This is a genomic window from Runella sp. CRIBMP, assembly GCF_009905605.1.
Classification (GTDB): Bacteria; Bacteroidota; Bacteroidia; order Cytophagales; family Spirosomataceae; genus Runella.
The window spans coordinates 556,948-575,871 of record NZ_JAAAKZ010000002.1; the positions used below are offsets into that span (position 1 = coordinate 556,948).

Below are 18,924 nucleotides of genomic sequence, written 5' to 3' on the forward strand. Positions count from 1 at the left end.
ATTCAAAAAAGAGGCGCTATTTTTGCCTTATTAAAAAACCATCCATCAATGTCTGAAGTACCTGCCCGCCTTCCCCATTATCAACATTTGTACGAAACCTTACGCCAACAGCTCATTAAAGGCGTCTATGAAATCGGGAGTTTGTTGCCTTCTGAAAAAGAACTACAACAAACCTATAACCTTACCCAACCCACTATCCGTCAGGCGCTTTCGATGTTGGCCGAAGAAGGATTTATCAAGAAATACCAAGGAAAAGGAAGCATCGTTCAACCGCTTCCCGTGGGTTTGGGGATGCTTTCGATACAGGCGCATTATCCAAACCCGTTACGTGAAGAACTCAAAGAGGAAGACATCAGAACCGAAATTCTGAAAAAACCTCAGTTGATGCCTTTTCCTAGCGATTTTCTGTTTGCGCCCACCCATCCAAATGAGCCTTTTTATTACTTTGAACGCTTACGATTGGTCAACAAAGAAGTGATTTTTTTTGAAAGGTTGGCTTTTCCAGCGGCGGATGTTCCCGATTTTCATAAACAAAAATTAGAAAATCGCTCCCTTTTTGGCGTTTTTCGGAGTCGGTACAATATTATCGTAAAAGGCGGAGAAGAAAAAGTGTGGGCTACCGCTGCCCACGCGCCCTTAACGGATATAATGCGCGTGGCCGAGCATACCCCTGTGCTTCGTCTCGAAAAATGCATCGAGACCAACCGCCCCCATTTTACCATCTATTCCTCTTTATATGCATGTACGGATACTTATTTGTTGAAAGGAAGATTTTGATAATCCCTTTGAATCCTGATATATTTGGGAAACAATCATTTAACTTTCCTCTTTGCCATGGGATTATTAACTACGCTAAAACAAAAGGTAATTGCTACCAAAGAACAATTATTTCCGCAAACAGAATTCGATGAAGCAACCCTTCCATGGATTGATCGGCCTGATGCAGACGTCGATGAATTTGTAAAAAAATATCAACCCAAATTTGACGTATCCTACAATCTGGCCGAAAAGCTGAAGTTTTGGCAAAAAAATGGGTACGTTATTTTAGAACAATCGATTCAGTCTGAATTATTGGATTTGTTTTGGTCAGACGTTGAAGAATTGGTAGAGCACCCCGAAAAATACAAAATGTGGGCGCGCATCGACCTTCCAAAGTTTGACCCTGTCCGCGAACGCCACATCAAAGATTTCCCAAAAGAAGATCTCCAGGGAAAATACGTGAAGTTAAATGACTTTCATAACCTATCGGTGGCGGGCAAAAAACTCATGACTCACCCCGCCATTGTTAACTTTTTGGATGCGATTTTCCAACAAAATACGGTGGTAATGCAAAGCCTAACGTTTATGTATGGCAGTCAGCAGCCTACCCACCAGGATTATCCGTGGGTAACGGCCAAAATTCCTAGTCATTTGGCCGCCGCATGGATTCCGTTGGAAGACATCAAAATTGATTCTGGTCCGTTGTATTATTATATCGGCTCTCATAAAATGCCTAAGTTCAATTTTGGCAACGGAATTCTGTACAATAACCGCTCGACCAAAACAGCCCTCGAATTTGCGGATTATCTTGACACAAAATGTGCAGAATTAAAGCTTCCCAAAGATACCCTTCTTATCAAACGCGGCGATGTCTTAATCTGGCACGCAGCCTTGGCCCACGGCGGTGGTCTGATTACGAATCCAGACCAAACCCGCAAATCATACGTATGCCACTATTCTACCGAAGAAGCTCTTCCTTTTCACCGTCATCGGTTTGGCCAAACGCCAGTCACCGAATATCATAATGGTGTTGCGATTTATCAAAACCCTGATTTTGGTGACCAAGAAAATGTTTTGAATGCTGGCGAAAAATGGGATTCAAAAAAGTAAATTATTCATTGATATGTCGGACGCGAAAGCGCAACAACACCCATAAAACCAGATAAAGCATACTCAAAAGTAGGCCAAATTCTAGGCTAAGAACCAACGCAGTGCGGTCGGTGAGGCTTTGCCAGACCGCACTTAAAAGTTCTTTGGGGTTATGAATAATGTCCCAACTGTTCCAGCGGCGAATCCGGCCTAGATAAATACCAAAGCCCGCCATCGGCAAGCTGATGGCCAACAAGACGTTGCCAGTGGTATTTGTGAAGGTTTTTTGCCAACAACGGTGCATCCAATACAAAGAAACAAGCCCGTTGAAAAGACTGACTTCGGCGTAATAAAAAAGCATGATGATATCATGCCAAGTCAAATCGCTGCCCATATTGACCGATATGTGCAGTAAATCGGTAATCATGTAAGGAGCATTGGGAAAAAACAATAACCAGATGAGGCTCCAAAACCCTACCCATTTGGGCAATTTTCCGAATCGTTTTACGGTTACATCCACCAAAAAAGCAACTAACAAAGGAATCCAACTTAAGAATAAATTCCAATCCATCGAAAAATCTACCGCTTCTTTAAATTGAATACGTATCATGTGATAGGTAAGCGCCACCATACTTAGCAGCAAAAGAAGCAAAAGTGGGTACAACCCTTCCATCGTAATGATAGGAGGATCTGACACGTAGAAGCGATACTTCCAAAACCTATTGAATAAACTTTTGAGCAAGATTTACGATGATTTGTTTCCTAAAGAACGTCTAAATCCCGGTCACCGTTTATGAATTTACTGAAAAGTTTTAGATTTCGGCATTAAATGGTTACTTATTTCTATTTTATCTATGCTTATTACAATTTATTCCAGTTAGGCAGTAATCGTATAAGAATGAAAAATTGCCTGAAGGGTGCCTATTCACCAACATTCTGCACATTATCCAGCCCCATTCGGCTAAAACCAGAGAAATCCTGTTTCTCATTCAGTTATTTTCCGTAATTTGGCACGGTAAAACAAAAAATTACAAACACTCACCGGAATATATAATATGAACATTCACGAGTACCAAGGAAAAGAAATACTCAAGAAATACGGTGTTCGCATTCAAGACGGTATCGTCGTTGATACCCCAGAGCGCGCCGTAGAAGCCTACCGTTCGATTGCCGAGCGTACGGGTTCAAAATTTGTCGTCGTAAAATCTCAAATCCACGCGGGCGGACGCGGTAAGGGTCAAATTCAAGGTTTGGAGCAACGCGGCGTGCAAGTGGCGAAATCGCCCGACCAAGTGCGCGAAATCGCTACTAATCTTTTGGGTAACGTTTTGGTCACTCACCAAACAGGGCCTGAAGGCAAAAAAGTAAACAAAATCTTTTTGGCCGAAGATGCCTACTATCCTGGTGCATCTGAGCCCAAAGAATACTACATTTCAATTTTGCTCGACCGTGCCAAAGGCTGTCCAGTCATTATGGCAAGTACTGAAGGTGGGATGGATATTGAGGAAGTAGCAGAGCATACTCCCGAAAAAATCATCAAAGAATGGGTAGATCCACGCGTAGGTTTGCAAGGATTCCAAGCCCGTAAAATTGCCTTTGCTTTCGGCCTTTCAGGCAATGCTTTCAAAGAAATGGTGAAGTTTATCACTTCCCTCTATACTGCCTATTGGGAGTCTGACGCTTCTATGTTTGAAATCAACCCTGTGTTGAAAACATCAGACGATAAAATCATGGCCATTGATGCCAAGGTAAACTTGGACGACAACGCCCTGATTCGCCACCCTGAACTCGCCCTCATGCGCGATACCAACGAAGAAGATCCGTTGGAAGTTGAAGCGGGCGAAAGCAACCTCAACTACGTAAAACTTGACGGAAACGTAGGTTGTATGGTAAACGGTGCTGGTTTGGCCATGGGTACAATGGATTTAATTAAACTTTCGGGCGGTGAGCCTGCCAACTTCCTCGACGTAGGGGGTGGTGCCAATGCCAAAACAGTAGAAGCGGGTTTCCGTATTATCTTGAAAGACCCTAACGTGAAAGCGATTCTTATCAATATCTTCGGAGGTATTGTACGTTGCGACCGCGTAGCAACGGGGGTGGTGGAAGCCTACAAGGCCATCGGCAACATTCCAGTGCCCATCATTGTACGTCTTCAAGGAACCAACGCTGAAGAAGGTGCGCGCATCATCAATGAGTCTGGCCTGAAAGTATATTCAGCCATTGAATTCAAAGAGGCGGCGGCCAAAGTAACCGAAGTACTGAAGTCACTTGGATTATAAGCCAGAGATTTATCAATTATAAATACCTAAAAATAGGCAGTTTGCTTCGGCAGGCTGCCTGTTTTATTTACCGCAGAAGCAACACTTTCCCCCGCAATACGTGCCCGTTTGGTTCAGTAAGGATAACGTAGGCATATTCGCCAACGGGCAATACATTTCCATTAAACGTACCATCAAACGGTTTGGGTGCTTCACCTGTTTCATAAAAAACGGCCTGTCCCCAACGATTGAAAATGGTAATTTGGGCTTGGGGATACTGCTCTAAGCCTTTCAGTTCCCATGTATCGTTTTGACCATCCCCGTTGGGCGTAAAAACATCCGGAACATACACGCCTGAAAATACAGTAATGATAATGCTGTCTTCGGCCATGCACCCCATCGGTCCCATTGCTACGATATGATAAGTCGTGGTTTGTTCGGGCCTAAACAACGCCTTGGGCGAAACGGGATTATCAACGCCCGCCGTGGGTGTCCATTGGTATGTATAACCAATGCCCAATTCAGCGTCAAGCGATAAGGAACTTCCCTGAAAAATAATGCGATCTTCTCCCAAATTGAGCGTTGGAGGTCGGGAAATAATGACTTTTTTCTGGGCTTCCCCGTTCAAACAATCCAAGGCTCCTTGTACAACATAAGTAACAACATGCTCACCAACGCCCGCCAGTTTTGAATCAAAGGCTCCATTAACAACGCCCGTTCCCGAAAAAAAACCACCCGAAGGTATACCTTTAAGCGGAATCGGGTTGCCAAATGGCCCACAAAAATCGGGGAGTGAGTCGATTCGTACCGTAATTTTGTCCACTTTTTTTACTTCAACGGCTTTTGCTACCGCCTTACAACCATTCGTATCAATGATACTTACGGAGTAGCTCCCTTCCACATTTACCTCAAACTTATTTTTGGAGGCACCCTTAATCGGTTGCCCATTCATAAACCATTCAAACTTTTTCAAATCAGTTCCTGTGGCCGTTAAAGGCAGCGCCGCCCCTGGACAAAATTCATTTCCAGGACTTTCGATGGAAACAACGGGTTCGGGATGACGTATCACGGTGATGGGCAACGACGTAGTGGAGCACGAATTAGGCGCGGTCACTTTTACGCTGTACACCCCTGCCTGTGCAATAATAATCGTGTCTTTTATTCCCCCAATCGGCTGTCCGTCTCGCATCCACTGATATACGTTGGTTCGGCCTCTGGTCGAAAAAAGCGTTACGTTTTCTCCCGCACAAAACCCTCCTTTTGAAGCACTAATTTCGGCTTTGGGCGGTGTAGCTGGTATAACTGTTAAATTACCAGATACGGTGGCACATCCGTCAGAGTCCGTGACCCTTACGGAATAAACCCCTGTTTCAATAACGTCAAATGAGGTTGAATTTGCCCGCTCTATCGGCCTGTTTTCACTCAACCATTGATAACTTAACGAACTGTTTCCCGTGGCGGTTACGGTCAGTTTTTCGTAGCCATCCACGCAGGGCGTACCCACAAAGCCGCCTCGCATCAATGGCCCTACAATCGGTTTTGGAATCAATGAAATAGCAACGGGGTCAGATACGACTGGATTTGTACACAACACATTGTTTTTAACAGTACAAGTGTAAACTCCTGCCTGATTGTTTCTGATTACCAAAATGGTATCCTTTGCGTTTGGAATATCAGTATTATTCAACCTCCACTGCACCACCGTCCCTTTTTCGTAATTCTTTAGATTAAGTTGGACTAAACTATCCTGACAAACGGTCGTTAGGGCGGCTACCGCGGGTCTTCCTGCTTTTGATACGCTAACAATCGGCTTGTTGATTGACAAATTACAGTCATTTCTTTGGGCTCTTCCTTGCAGCGCCAACCACCAAAGAAAAAAAATAATGTAACGCTTCGGCATAGCTTAAAAATAACAATGTATCAATGACTTAACTCCATTTCCAAAAGAAGGTTTTTGCAGATTGTACTATTTTTAAAACGCAAATTTTTAGGAAATGGTGAATTTTTCAAAAATTGAGACGGTTGTCTTTATAACTAACGTTTCAATAATAATGACAAAACCTCGCCTTATTTTAGACCAAGATGACGTACTGGCCGATACCCACGGCAAACTCGCTGATATTATCGTGCGTGACTTCGGAACGGGCCTTGCCCGCGAAGAATTCGACAAGATGTCTTTACACAAAATTCTATCTTCCGACCATCATCAACGCCTCTATGGACTCATTCATGAGCCAGGCTTTTTCAGCGATATTCCATTGGTGCCCAATGCACAGGAAACTGTTCTTGCCCTTAGTAAAAAATATGAAATTTTTGTGGCAACGGCGGCGATGGAATTCCCAAATTCGTTTCGTGAAAAATACGATTGGTTAAAAAAATATTTCGATTTTATCCCTTGGTCAAATATTATTTTCTGCGGCGACAAAAGTGTGCTCAGTGGCGATTATTTGGTTGACGACCTTCCCCGTAACCTAAAGACGTTCAAAGGGAAAGGGTTATTGTTTAACGCACCTCATAATTTAGAAGATACCGAATTTGACCGAGTCATGGGCTGGGACGAAATTGCATCACGCTTGCTCTAAAACGAAAAAGGGACGAATATTTCGTCCCTTTTTCGTTTATTATATAAAACACAAAAGTGAATTAATGCATCATTTCAGCCTTTTGCTTAGGCACTTCTACTCCTACTTTTGACTCTTTCATTTTAATGATTTTGGTCCAGCTCAGGAGTTTAATTACGGGGTAAGTTGGGTCAAATTCAAACCATTTTGCTCCAAAATTAACCCGGTTGGGCAATTTGTGGTGATTATTCTGAAACAACTCTCCCATCATCAAAATATCAAAAATAAGTGAGTTTTTAGACTCATCTTTGTTGTCAAAATTTTGGTAACCGTATTTATGTCCGCTCCAGTTGACAATGGCACCGTGTACGGGCCCCATCAAATAATGGATTGGCAACAATAGGAAAAACGCCCAGTGCATATCCAAATAGATAAACGCGAAGATGTAAAAAGCCGAATACAAAAGCCCCCAACCAAGACGCGACATCCACGAATCACCCAGTTTTTCGAGTTTTTCCCAATAAGGATAATCACGCTCAAAACGAGCCTCAACTTTCATTTTACGGCTCAAAACCGCATTATATATATCTTTGGTTTTCCACATCATCGTAAATACGTTCTCAGTATGGTGCGGAGAGTGCGGATCTTTGTCGGTATCACTGAATGCGTGGTGCATACGGTGCAAAATGGCATAAGCGCGTGGGCTTAAATACGATGAACCCTGTGAAATGTAGGTTAAAGCATAGAAAAACTTTTCCCAGAATTTGTTCATAGTGAACATTTTATGGGCAGAATAACGATGCAAAAAAAATGTTTGACAAAACAAGGAAAGATACCAGTGTCCAAAAAAAGCGGCCAATACTGCGTACATGAAAATTAACGGGTTATTTTAATGTGAAAACTTGTACAAATCTAAGAAATACTTTCGGCAAAACCAACAGAAAAAAGCGAATTTTCGCCGTTATTGGTTTACCGTAAGCGCGTATTGTACCAAGTTGGCTCCCATGCGCAACGCCTGCTGTCTCAGTTCTTCAGGGTCGTTATAAACACTTTGGTCCTCCCAACCATTTCCTAAGTCGCACTCGTAACTATAAAAACATACCAAACGGCCCTCCCAAAAAAGCCCAAATCCTTGCGGAGATTTAGCATCATGCTCGTGTACTTTGGGCAGGCCGTTGGGAAAATTGAATTTTTGGTGATAGACAGGATGCGTATAAGGCACTTCAACAAACTCTAATTCGGGAAAGACTTTTTTCATCTCCCGCCGAATAAATTTATCAAGGCCATAGTTATCGTCTAAGTGTAAAAAGCCCCCCGAAATCATGTAACGGCGCAGATTTCGAGCTTCCGAATCCGAAAACAGGACGTTGCCGTGGCCCGTTAAATGCACAAATGGGTAGGAAAATAAGTCGGGACTTCCCGGTTCCACAATGTCTTCGTCCGGGAAGACATTCATGCGCAGGTTTTGATTACAGAATTTAATTAAGTTGGGCAATGATGTTTTATTGGCGTACCAGTCACCGCCACCACCGTATTTAAGCTTTGCAATTTTATACGCGTACTGCGCATGGGCGGAGGGCAAGAAACAGAAAACCGTCAGCAGAGTGGATACAAAAAAAAGGCGAATAAGTGTCATAGTTGCCTTGTCTGAAATGGATAATTTATGGTTTTACGAACTTAACGTAAACGAACGGTTTACGCAAACATATATACCGATTTTATCCATCTCCAGCAAAATCAATACCAAGTTCGGCGCTCGCGCAGTTTGCTAAAGAGCGAAACCACGTTCCGATTGCGTTTGAGGGCCCGCCCTTTGCGGCGTGAAACGGGCAGTTGAACCCCATTTTTGAGTAAAACAAAATCGGAAGTCATCGACACAATGCAATTTCGATTGACCAAATAAGACTTATGAATTCTAATAAACTCCGTATCTTCCAGTACTTTATCAAAATGCTTTAATGTCTTAGCCTCCAAGTAGGTCTTTCCGTCTTTGGCAAAAAAACGGGTATAATTTACTTCTGATTGGAGGTACATGATGCTTTGAATATCAATCGTTCTGACCAATCCACCGATGTGAATGCAAAGGCGGTGAATGGGGGTTTCTTCAAGTTGAGGTAGCGAAAAGAGTTGTGGCTGCGACATGGCTAAAATTGATTTAGGGTTTTTCAATGCCCCAAAGGTGGGGTTTGATGCGGCCCTAATTCAAATAAGAAACAGTGAATCGTACCAATAGCCAAGTGAACCGTGGAGAATTCCCTAGCGAAGCGTTAGGGTTGGGATATAATATTAACCAAATGAAGCGTTTGACAAGCTACCAAAGCGGCCGTTTCGGTACGTAAACGAGTATTACCGAGCGTTACCATCTCAAATCCGTGTGCTTGGGTTAACTGTATTTCGGCCTCCGTAAAATCTCCTTCGGGGCCAATCACTACGGTATAATTTTGGGCAGGACCCGCTTTTTTTAATAAATGTGCGGGGATTTTATCTTCGGGTAAATGTGCAATGAACCTTTGGGTTGTATTGACCATAGGGATATATTTTCCAAAATCACCCACTTCCCTGATTTGGGGCAAAAAAGCCTGCAACGACTGTTTCATGGCCGAAACGGCGATTTTATGGAGGCGTTCCAACTTCATGTTGCGTCGTTCAGAATGCTTGGTATAAAAAAAGGAAATGGTATCAATCCCGATTTCGGTCGCTTTTTCCACAAACCACTCAATTCGGTCCATGTTTTTGGTGGGGGCCAACGCAACTTCAATCCGATAGTTTCGCGGGGTCTGTACGGTTTGTTGAACCACTTTTAAATCACAACGTTTGGGCGTACTGCTTTGCACAACGGCATCATACCAGCTCCCCTGCCCGTCCGTGACCCGCACCGCTTCCCCTTCACGCAAACGCAGTACTTTGGCGGCATGAAAAGCTTCGTCGTCGATTAAAGCGGAAAGTTCGGAGAAATTGGGTTGGTAAAAGAGGTGCATGGTTAACAAGTCAGAAGTCAAGAAAAAGAAGTGCGTTTAAAGTTATCCCTAAAAGCCCTCAAAACACATTTTATTTTGAATAGTAGAATAATAAACTTTTTGGTTTTGTCCTTTCATCTCCACTCCATAGTCGTTATTATTCAACCATTTAGCCCTTTTAGACGTAAAGTATGAAGAATCCAAATAACCACCATTATCTCTGATTAATGCTTCGTGTTTAGTAGTTGATGCACCATCTGAAACAACAAAATAGATTTTAGAAGTGAAAATATCTTTTTCCAAAATAACTTGCCCCGTATGAGATTGGACCCTATTCAATTTTTTAGGATATTCTTTTACGAACCGAAAATCAGCATCTATTATTTTTTTATAAGCATTTTGAAAGACCTCTTTATCCCAACCCAAAGTGCTGGCAGTTACTATTACTGAGGAATGTAACAAATCAAGTAAATATCTTATTCTGACATTCCCTGAAAAAGCAAGGTATTTATCCTCTTCAAAGTAACACCAGACGCTACATATTGAACCAAAATAAGAAGGTTTCCCCAAAATATCTGAAAAACGATGTGTAAAATGAATACCAAGTCGACTCGTTTTTAAGGGTTTGTATCCATTCAACAATTGGTGGTAAAAATCGCAAATAAAATTAACGGTCTGACGAAAATGATTTGGATTATTGAGTGAATCAAAGTCAGATGTTTCTCTGTCAGAGTAATAAATTGTTATATCTCGAAAAGGCATCATACTAATACAGAATTCACTAACTCCTAACTTTCAAATTTAACTTTAGGATTTTTTAAACATTTCATTGCTTGGGTCAGTCCGCTGAGTGTGAGCGGAAACATTCGATTGTCGGCCCATTCCCGAATGATACTGATGCTGTGGGTGTATTTCCAGTAATCTGCCACCGTAACGGGATTAAGCCACACAAAATGAGGATATTGTTCTTTAAAACGATTGAGCCAAACCAGCCCCGACTCTTCATTATAATGCTCTACGCTGCCTCTTGGATGCGTAATTTCGTACGAAGCCATGGAGGCGTCGCCCACAAAAATCACTTTGTATTCTTTGTTGTATTTATGCAATACCTCCAACGTAGGTACGCGTGAACTTCGGCGGGTATTGTCGCGCCAAAGGGTTTCGTAAACGCAGTTATGAAAATAAAAATATTCGATGTGTTTGAACTGGTACTTGGCCGCCGAAAACAATTGTGAGCATTGCTCGATGTGCTCATCCATCGAACCGCCTACGTCCAACAACAGTAACACTTTAACGTTGTTTTTGCGCGACGGATGCATGTGAATGTCCAGAATGCCAGCGTTACGGCTGGTGCCTTCGATGGTGGCATTCATATCAAGCTCTTCGTCTATACCTTCGCGGGTCAAAATTCGCAACCGCCTCAGGGCCATTTTCATGTTGCGGGTGTTGAGTTCGAGGTCTTCATCGTAATTTTTATACTCCCGATTTTCCCAAACTTTGGTGGCCGTACGGTTGCCCGCAGAAGGCCCTTTTACCCGAAAACCCTCTGGGTTATAGCCATTGTTGCCAAAAGGTGAAGTCCCCCCCATACCAATCCAAGTATTGCCTCCGTCGTGACGTTCATTTTGTTCTTGAAGCAATTGCTGAAACCGCTCAAAAAGCTTTTCTAAGCCGCCCATCCGTTCTATCATCTCTTTTTCTTCGTCGGTCAACTCGCGCGACAGCGCATCTTTAAACCATTCGGGCGGCAAATGGGTCTCCATTATTTTTGCTTCGACAGTTTGGGCATTTTGGAAATACTCGGCAAAAAGGCGATCAAACAAATCATAGTGCATCTCGTTTTTGATGAGCGCCGTGCGACTGAAATAATAGAACTCCTCCGCACTCATGTCAATCACCTGTCGTTTGAGCCCTTCCAACAGGTTCAAGTACTCCCCGATAGAAACGGGCAAGGCGTGTTTTTTTAGCAGTAAAAAGAAGTCTAAAAACATATTCGCAACCATTAAATCAGAGAATCATCCTATCAAAATCGAGTCATTAATACGGTTTAAAACCCTTTGCCCGGAGGGCCGCGTACAAATCATTGTCCTGTTCATTTTTGAGCAAAGCACCCAAAAACGGTGGCACTTCGGGCAGAGATTCGAGGTCTTTGAGGTCGTCGGCGGAGACCTTTGCCCACAAAAGCAATTTTATCCAATCCAGTAGTTCGCTCGTAGAAGGTTTCTTTTTCAGGGCTTTTACGTCGCGCACGGCAAAAAATGCTTTCATGGCGCGTTCTAGCAGCTCTTTGTCCAGTTCGGGATAATGCACATGTACAATTTGTTGCATGGTATCACGGTCGGGAAAACGGATAAAGTGGAAAAAGCAGCGCCTTAAAAACGCATCTGGCAATTCTTTTTCGTTGTTTGAAGTAATGATGACAATCGGGCGCTGTTTGGCCGCGATGGTGCGGTCGAGTTCATAACAGTAAAACTCCATGCGGTCAAGTTCCTGCAACAAGTCATTGGGAAACTCAATATCGGCTTTGTCAATTTCATCAATCAGCAACACCACTTGTTCTTCCGACTCAAACGCCTCCCATAATTTCCCCTTTTTGATGTAGTTTTCTACGCTGTAAACGCGCTTATCGCCCAATTGCGAATCCCGCAAACGCGATACAGCGTCATACTCATAAAGCCCCTGATGCGCATTGGTGGTTGATTTTATATGCCACGTTATGAGCCGTTTACCTAGTGCTTTGGCCACTTCGTAGGCCAGCATGGTCTTGCCCGTACCCGGTTCACCTTTCAGCAAAAGCGGCTTTTGTAAGCTAACTGCGGCATTGACCGCGACCGACAATTCTCGCGTTGCTACGTATTTATCGGTTCCTTCAAAGGGGAGATTCATTAGTATAAAAATTGGGGTTTTCGATTGACGATTTTCGATTGCATTAACCATCTAAATATCAACCAATTACTTTCTTTCGATTTCTAACTTAGGTTTGCTGTTTCAATCTTTACAAGATACTGCTCCACAAAATAGTTGAAACTTGGATTTTGTGGATATGCGTTTTTCAGAATCTTTGTTTTACAGAATTCTCGGGACAGTTTCTGATAGATTTTAGCATCTTTCCGAGTAGGATTTATAATGTCTTTTTTGCTTTTAGTCAACAATTGATTGAGTTTATGGATGCAATTATTGGATGATGCTTGCGTATTTTTGTCAGTTGAATAAAGTGGCAACAGCCAACACTCAATTTCATTGACCGATACTGCGAAAAGAATTCTACGTTGATACGATTCATAAAATTTCTCTCCAAAGCCATTTTGAAACAGTCCCACAAATTTGGCAATTACTCGTTCAATAAATTCTTCTGTCGACTCACCATGAATCGGAGGTACATCATAATTTTTCTCATGGGAGCAGTCAGTATCAATCTGAATAATAATGTAATCTATTTGAATAAACGCGTCTTTGAAAAACGAGGATTTACAATATTCAAAGACATTGTACCAACCACCAAACCCCTGCAAAGCATCAGTAGCATCCCGCAAAGGTGTTAGCGGACGAACATCAAGGTCAGGGTCATTGAAGTAGCCCACCAAAATATTTTCCAAAACCACATGGTCAGTGACGCCTTCCGCAATAAGTCCAAAAGTAGGCATACATTAAAAGTTTTTAGGTAGCCCGCCAATGTATCCTCTCAAAAACTGCTCCGACAGTCGCACGGGTTCCTGACCTTCGGGAGCAGATTTATGGGCAATGCGTAAGGCTTTGGTGTGCCCAAGCTTGTTGCGCGAAATAACAAAAAGACGCTGTTCGTCATCTTTCAAATCAAGCCCATCCAACACCGCAGGGTTGTGGGTAGTCATGATTACCTGTTTATCATGTTCTTTGGCAAGTTGCGTTAATTGCTGCACCAATCGGCTCGCCAGTTTGGGATTCATGGCGTTATCGATATTGTCAATGGCAAAAAATTTGGGCGTATAATCGCTGATAAACAGTGAGAAGTAAAACAGCAGATACAAAAAACCTTCGTTGGAGCTGTGTTGGTCAAAATACGCCAATCCTTCTTCCAAAAAGCGGTCTTTGATACGAATCCGCCGTTCGGTAAAGCGCAAATCATTGGGAATATCAAAACCCTCAAACCAATCTATCAAGGCCAAGTTATCCCTTATTTTTTGGAATTTCTCAGGTTTTTCTTCATAAATTACAGATAGCAATTTGAATAAACCTTCCCCTCTGATGCCTAGCGGAGTTATTTGTGATTCATCTTCAAAACGACGGAGGAAATAGTTTTCGGGGGAATAAATGAGAAAATCATGAAAATCATTCCAGAACTTCTCCCAAAGTATCTGATTAGTTATATATGTGTCGTTTTTAAATTTAATAATTGATGGATCACTCAATTCTTTCTCATCTATTTGGGCGAACGCAGTTGCAAAACCTTCAATTGAGTCTATTTCTCGTTCCCATTTGGAATAAATTTCATTAGTATTTCTAAGTTTAAAACTTAATTGATGATATGGGGCAATTCTTGTTATATTTATCTTAATGTCTTTTTTTAGATTTTTCTTCTCAAATCCACTTCTCATTGACTGGGGCTCACTTCGCCTAATTCCCCTTGAACTCAAAAATTCATTATCCAATTTATTCTCTCCAGCTGCAGAACCCATCGCAATAGCCTCTAAAATATTGCTTTTCCCGCTGCCATTTTCACCAATAAAGACATTCACTCGCCCTAACTCCAATGTAAGCGACTGAATAGATTTGAAATTTTCAATTGTTATCTGCTGAACCATGTCTTTGCATTCGCTTCTTTTTCCTGCCGCAAATTACACTTTTTTTATCGTCTCATTACTTCATTTAGTCGGCTTAAAAACAATGGGATTAAGAGTATAAAAAAACGCAGCTAGACTTATTATAATAAGTTAAAGTAAAACTTTATCAAATGTACCTCAATACCGAAGTTCAGAAAAATAACACGTATGACGCCATCGTCATTGGTTCTGGCATCAGCGGTGGCTGGGCCGCCAAAGAATTGACCGAGAAAGGATTACGCACGCTGATGCTCGAACGCGGTCGCGACGTAAAACACGTTGTAGATTATCCCACCACTATGTCGGCTCCGTGGGAGATGGCCCACCGGGGACGCCTCCCGCTCGAACTCTCAGACCGCGTGCCGATTCAGCGCAAAACGGGCCCGGCTGCCAACGAGTACGGCAATCATTTTTTTGTCAAAGACGACGAGCATCCCTATACCCAAATCAAGCCTTTCGACTGGACACGCGGCTATCAGGTAGGCGGCAAGTCGCTGATGTGGGCGCGGTGGGTACAGCGCTGGAACGAGGATAATTTTGAAGAAAATGCCCGCGAAGGTATCGGGGTTGATTGGCCCATTCGTTACAAAGACCTAGCGCCGTGGTACAGTTACGTTGAGCGTTTTATTGGGGTTTCAGGCAATAAAGACGGCATTAAATCCTTGCCCGACGGCGAGTTTTTGCCTCCTTTTGAGCTAAATTGCCTTGAAAAACATTTCCAAAAAACCGTTGCCAATAAATACAACGACCGGCATTTTATCATCAGTCGCACCGCCAATCTAAGCAAGCCTTCGGCAATTCATACGGCCTTGGGTCGCTCGGCTTGTCAGTCACGCAATTGGTGCAGTAGAGGTTGTCCATATGGGGCCTATTTCAGTACCCAATCCTCCACCCTTCCGGCCGCTGTCAGAACAGGTAAGCTGACATTACGCCCGTTTTCAATTGTTCATTCGATTATTTATGACGAAAAAAAGGGAAAGGCCACGGGAGTACGCGTCATTGACACCAATACCTTGGAAATGACGGAGTTTTATGCCCGCATTATATTTGTCAATGCCGCTACCATCAATAGTACCGCCATTTTAATGAATTCCACTTCGGGTCGTTTTCCCAACGGTTTGGGCAACGACAGCGGCGCACTGGGCCGTTATTTGATGGACCATAACTACCGAATTCGGGTAAGTGGCATATACGAAGGAGCAGAGTTTAATGATAGCTATTATTTTGGTCGGCGTCCCGCAGGCTCGTACGTACCACGTTTCAGAAATCTCGGCAACGACCGACAAAAAGACTTCGTACGCGGCTATGCCTATGCCTGCGGAGCGGGGCGTCAAGGTTGGGAACGCGGCAACGGAACCGACAGTTTTGGGGCAGATTTTAAAGAAAGCATGACCAAACCGGGCCCTTGGACATTCAGCATGACGGGCATGGGAGAAATGCTTCCGCACGTGGACAACAAAATTGAACTTGACCCAGACAAAAAGGATAAATGGGGAATGCCAACGCTGAAAATTGATTGCCAATGGCACGAAAATGAAGATAAAATGGTGTTGGATGCACTCAATCAAGCGCAGGAAATGATGCACAATGCGGGCATTAAGGTTACGGCGGCGTTTGATAACCACCAAGCCCCGGGCCTTGCCATCCACGAAATGGGCACCGCCCGCATGGGCCGTGACCCAAAAACATCGGTTCTTAACGGCTTTAATCAGGTACACGCCTGCAAGAATGTGTTTGTCACTGATGGGGCAAGCATGGCTTCATCGGCCTGCCAAAATCCCTCGCTGACTTACATGGCCCTCACGGCACGGGCCGCTGACCATGCCGTCAAAGAAATGAAAAAAATGAATCTATAAACTTTTTATTTCCTTCGTGGTTTTTATGAAAAACAACGTATGAAACTCACCGTAGAACAACTGCACGACACTAACTCTTATGAATTAATTGACTCTTTTCACGTGGATGAAATGGGAAAATTTCTGATGCAGGAATTAGGAATAAAACAACCTGATAATCAACCCACAAAACCCAAATTAAACGCCAAATCGCTGCTTTTTTTCGCAGTGTTTGCCGGCATTGGGGGCGTTGTGGGCTGGTCAATCGGAAAATTCATTCCAAAATCAGAAGGTGGATTAGATACCTTTGCCACCCAATTCGGTCTCGCGTTTCTATGTTTTTTCATTGTTTTACTCCCCATCCACGAAGCCATTCACGGGTTATTCTTTAAGCTGATTGGTGCCCAAAAAGTAGGTTTTGGGTGGTCAATGAAAAGCCTGATTGTGTACGCCTACGCTCAAAAATTTGTCATGACCCTCCGCGAAAATGCATTGGTGGCCGCCATGCCTTTTGTGGTCATTACAATTTCGCTCACTGTTTTATGGTTTATTTTTCCGCAATGGCAGTTTTTTTGGGGAAGCGCCCTATTCCTGCATACTTTCGCTTGCATGGGCGATTTTATCCTGATTCGTTATTTTTACAAAAACCGCACCTCTCGGATGTACACTTACGACGATATAGAGGAGAAGAATTATTCGTACTTTTTTCGCGAAAAATCAAGAAAACCCTCTGACGACTAAAATATCTCAAACATAACCTTCGGAAGGTTTGGTTGTCTCAGTAGACTTTCATGGCCTCGCCCAATTTGAATTCTACCGAAACCTGTTGGGGTAATGCTTCAAAACGGTAGCCCAAAGCTGAAAAATGTTCAAGAAACCGGGGCAGTACATAACTCATATTACGCCATGCTTTGAGGCTGTCGTGCATGACCACGATAGAACCCGCCTGCGTGTGTTTCAGCGTTTTTTCGAGGCAATGCTCGGGAGAAAGATATTTTTCGAAGTCACCCGTTAGTACTTCCCACATCACAATGTGGTAATCATTGAGGAGCGGCTTGGCCTGACTCAGTTTAATGCGGCCGTATGGAGGTCGAAACAGGTTTGTTTTTACGGGCAAGATCTCTTGACATTGGGCCACGTTTTGCCAATAGGTTGAGTCGTCGGTTTTCCAACCGTTGAGGTGATTGTGCGTATGATTGCCAATGCTATGTCCATTGACAACTAATTGCGAAAAAATATCGGGGTATTTCAACACATTATCGCCAATACAAAAAAAGGTAGCTTTGGCATCAAAGTAGTCCAATTGTTCCAATACCCACTCTGTCACGTCAGGAATGGGGCCGTCATCGAAGGTAAGGTAAATGATATTTTCGTCGGTCGAAATATTCCACACGAAAGGTGTGTAGAAAGCCTTGAGCAGGCGGGGTGATTTGTGAACAAACAATGGAATCATTCGCTGTAAATAGTGAGTTTTGTCCGTCAACTGTACTTTCTAACGCAATCTCCTCCCCTTCCACTCATACTCTTTCTGTTGGGCCGCCAGTCCAAAAAACAACACATAAAAAGGATAAAAAAGTTGCACTAAAGGAATATACCAAACCAAGATACGTTTCTTCAAGAAACTGATAATCAAACCCAAAAATAGAAATTCAGGAAGAAATTTAAGAATTAAAATTGTATTTATTCCAAAATCTCTCATTTCTTCTTCCAATGCTTTGGCCACTAACACAATCGTCAAAGCATTGACAATAAACACAAAAACGGCCACAATCATCGTTGCTAGCCTACGATTTACAGCCCATTTTCCCGCCCAGCGAATCCGTTGCCGATAAAACACCCGCCAATTTTCCTGCGGTTGAGTACGAACAATGGCCGCTTCATTTTTCAAAAAATACACACTTCCCGGATACCGCTGATGGATTTTTTGGAGTAAAAACTCATCATCTCCCGACGCTATCTGGTCTACCCCTTTATACCCCTCCACTTCGTCAAATGCCGCCCGTTGATACGCAAGATTAGCGCCGTTACACATCGTGGGGTGCCCCGCTTCTAGCAAGCAGGCACCCGTACCTATCAAGCTGGCAAATTCAATGGTCTGAAAAATATCAAAAGTATTTTTTTCATCCAAAAACGTTACAGGGCCACTGATAAACTTGGCGTTGGTTTGGAGATAAGTCTGCACAATCGTCTCCAACCACTTCTCTCCCACCCGACAGTCGCCATCGGTAGCGACAATCAATTGGCCAGAGGCTACTTTCAATGCCGCAGTTATCGCCCGTTTTTTTGGTGACTTGACGGCAACATCATTTAAAGAAATAAGCTTCAAATCATAGAATTGGTCTTCTACAAACGCCCGAACAATCGCTTCAGTGGCGTCGGTGGAAGCATCATTCACGACGATTACTTCAATATGCCGCTCATCCAACGTCTGTTGATGTAAGTCATTCAACAATACGCCAATGTTCTGTTCTTCGTTGCGAACAGGAATAATCACCGACAATTTAAAATCGTTTGGGACGGAAATTGTTTCAGAATGTCGTTGAGGAATACGTATCCACTGTAGACAGAGCCACAGGCAAGCCACCGCATACAGAAAAAAAATAAAAAAGACGGCATACATCATGCGGCGAAATTACAAAAAACTGGTCATTCCAAGTCTTAACTTA

General features: G+C 43.1%; 19 protein-coding genes. 6 read left to right on the plus strand and 13 right to left on the minus strand.

The window, feature by feature from the left end; all coding sequences use genetic code 11:
* Positions 1 to 48 precede the first annotated feature (48 nt).
* Together GVN20_RS07400 and GVN20_RS07405 are read left to right on the plus strand one after the other, a co-directional pair.
* The gene (locus GVN20_RS07400) at positions 49 to 777 is read left to right on the plus strand and encodes a GntR family transcriptional regulator (protein WP_166557710.1); all 729 of its coding nucleotides are present in this window, start codon (positions 49 to 51) and stop codon (positions 775 to 777) included.
* 57 nt (positions 778 to 834) lie between these two features.
* Positions 835 to 1,869 carry a phytanoyl-CoA dioxygenase family protein gene (locus GVN20_RS07405; protein WP_166557711.1) on the plus strand — a complete coding sequence of 345 codons (1,035 nt, stop codon included), beginning with the start codon at positions 835 to 837 and terminating at the stop codon, positions 1,867 to 1,869.
* Between the two features lies 1 nt (position 1,870).
* On the opposite strand, the gene GVN20_RS07410 is transcribed toward GVN20_RS07405, so the two are convergent.
* On the minus strand, positions 1,871 to 2,590 hold the full coding sequence (locus GVN20_RS07410) for a DUF1361 domain-containing protein (RefSeq protein ID WP_166557712.1): 720 nt from the start codon (positions 2,588 to 2,590) through the stop codon (positions 1,871 to 1,873).
* Positions 2,591 to 2,903: 313 nt separating this feature from the next.
* On the opposite strand from GVN20_RS07410, the gene sucC reads away from it, so the two are divergent.
* Positions 2,904 to 4,127: an ADP-forming succinate--CoA ligase subunit beta gene (sucC, locus tag GVN20_RS07415; RefSeq protein WP_166557713.1), complete on the plus strand. Its 1,224-nt coding sequence runs from the start codon at positions 2,904 to 2,906 to the stop codon at positions 4,125 to 4,127.
* Positions 4,128 to 4,194: 67 nt separating this feature from the next.
* On the opposite strand, the gene GVN20_RS07420 is transcribed toward sucC, so the two are convergent.
* Positions 4,195 to 6,006: a gliding motility-associated C-terminal domain-containing protein gene (locus GVN20_RS07420; protein WP_166557714.1), complete on the minus strand. Its 1,812-nt coding sequence runs from the start codon at positions 6,004 to 6,006 to the stop codon at positions 4,195 to 4,197.
* A 151-nt stretch (positions 6,007 to 6,157) separates the two neighbouring features.
* On the opposite strand from GVN20_RS07420, the gene GVN20_RS07425 reads away from it, so the two are divergent.
* A complete protein-coding gene (locus tag GVN20_RS07425) occupies positions 6,158 to 6,688 on the plus strand; it encodes a 5' nucleotidase, NT5C type (protein ID WP_114070116.1) in 531 nt (176 codons plus the stop codon).
* Positions 6,689 to 6,749: 61 nt separating this feature from the next.
* Here GVN20_RS07425 and GVN20_RS07430 read toward each other — a convergent pair whose 3' ends face one another.
* The 9 genes from GVN20_RS07430 to GVN20_RS07470 all read right to left on the minus strand — a co-directional run bounded on the left by GVN20_RS07430 (position 6,750) and on the right by GVN20_RS07470 (position 14,405).
* Positions 6,750 to 7,538, minus strand: a complete 789-nt coding sequence (locus GVN20_RS07430; RefSeq protein WP_114065382.1) for an acyl-CoA desaturase — start codon at positions 7,536 to 7,538, stop codon at positions 6,750 to 6,752.
* A 90-nt stretch (positions 7,539 to 7,628) separates the two neighbouring features.
* Positions 7,629 to 8,303 carry a DUF4159 domain-containing protein gene (locus GVN20_RS07435; protein ID WP_229598998.1) on the minus strand — a complete coding sequence of 225 codons (675 nt, stop codon included), beginning with the start codon at positions 8,301 to 8,303 and terminating at the stop codon, positions 7,629 to 7,631.
* A gap of 101 nt (positions 8,304 to 8,404) precedes the next feature.
* A complete protein-coding gene (locus tag GVN20_RS07440) occupies positions 8,405 to 8,809 on the minus strand; it encodes a LytTR family DNA-binding domain-containing protein (protein ID WP_114065381.1) in 405 nt (134 codons plus the stop codon).
* Positions 8,810 to 8,934: 125 nt separating this feature from the next.
* Positions 8,935 to 9,645: a 16S rRNA (uracil(1498)-N(3))-methyltransferase gene (locus GVN20_RS07445; protein ID WP_166557715.1), complete on the minus strand. Its 711-nt coding sequence runs from the start codon at positions 9,643 to 9,645 to the stop codon at positions 8,935 to 8,937.
* Between the two features lie 48 nt (positions 9,646 to 9,693).
* Positions 9,694 to 10,389: a hypothetical protein gene (locus GVN20_RS07450; RefSeq protein WP_166557716.1), complete on the minus strand. Its 696-nt coding sequence runs from the start codon at positions 10,387 to 10,389 to the stop codon at positions 9,694 to 9,696.
* 23 nt (positions 10,390 to 10,412) lie between these two features.
* Positions 10,413 to 11,615 carry a VWA domain-containing protein gene (locus tag GVN20_RS07455; protein WP_166557717.1) on the minus strand — a complete coding sequence of 401 codons (1,203 nt, stop codon included), beginning with the start codon at positions 11,613 to 11,615 and terminating at the stop codon, positions 10,413 to 10,415.
* A 46-nt stretch (positions 11,616 to 11,661) separates the two neighbouring features.
* Complete coding sequence (locus tag GVN20_RS07460; RefSeq protein ID WP_114065379.1) at positions 11,662 to 12,510, minus strand: MoxR family ATPase; 849 nt, start codon at positions 12,508 to 12,510, stop codon at positions 11,662 to 11,664.
* An 83-nt stretch (positions 12,511 to 12,593) separates the two neighbouring features.
* On the minus strand, positions 12,594 to 13,268 hold the full coding sequence (locus GVN20_RS07465; RefSeq protein ID WP_206023219.1) for a hypothetical protein: 675 nt from the start codon (positions 13,266 to 13,268) through the stop codon (positions 12,594 to 12,596).
* Between the two features lie 3 nt (positions 13,269 to 13,271).
* Complete coding sequence (locus GVN20_RS07470; protein ID WP_166557718.1) at positions 13,272 to 14,405, minus strand: AAA family ATPase; 1,134 nt, start codon at positions 14,403 to 14,405, stop codon at positions 13,272 to 13,274.
* 149 nt (positions 14,406 to 14,554) lie between these two features.
* Here GVN20_RS07470 and GVN20_RS07475 point away from each other — a divergent pair, with 149 nt between their 5' ends.
* Positions 14,555 to 16,279, plus strand: coding sequence for a GMC oxidoreductase (locus tag GVN20_RS07475; RefSeq protein ID WP_166557719.1), 1,725 nt, complete (start codon positions 14,555 to 14,557; stop codon positions 16,277 to 16,279).
* A 39-nt stretch (positions 16,280 to 16,318) separates the two neighbouring features.
* Positions 16,319 to 16,999, plus strand: coding sequence for a DUF3267 domain-containing protein (locus GVN20_RS07480; RefSeq protein WP_166557720.1), 681 nt, complete (start codon positions 16,319 to 16,321; stop codon positions 16,997 to 16,999).
* Between the two features lie 37 nt (positions 17,000 to 17,036).
* Here the strand turns inward: GVN20_RS07480 and GVN20_RS07485 are convergent, their stop codons facing one another.
* Entirely contained in the window at positions 17,037 to 17,711 is a 675-nt protein-coding gene (locus GVN20_RS07485) for a polysaccharide deacetylase family protein (RefSeq protein ID WP_166557721.1), read from the minus strand.
* A 39-nt stretch (positions 17,712 to 17,750) separates the two neighbouring features.
* Complete coding sequence (locus GVN20_RS07490) at positions 17,751 to 18,881, minus strand: glycosyltransferase (RefSeq protein WP_166557722.1); 1,131 nt, start codon at positions 18,879 to 18,881, stop codon at positions 17,751 to 17,753.
* Between the last annotated feature and the right edge of the window lie 43 nt (positions 18,882 to 18,924).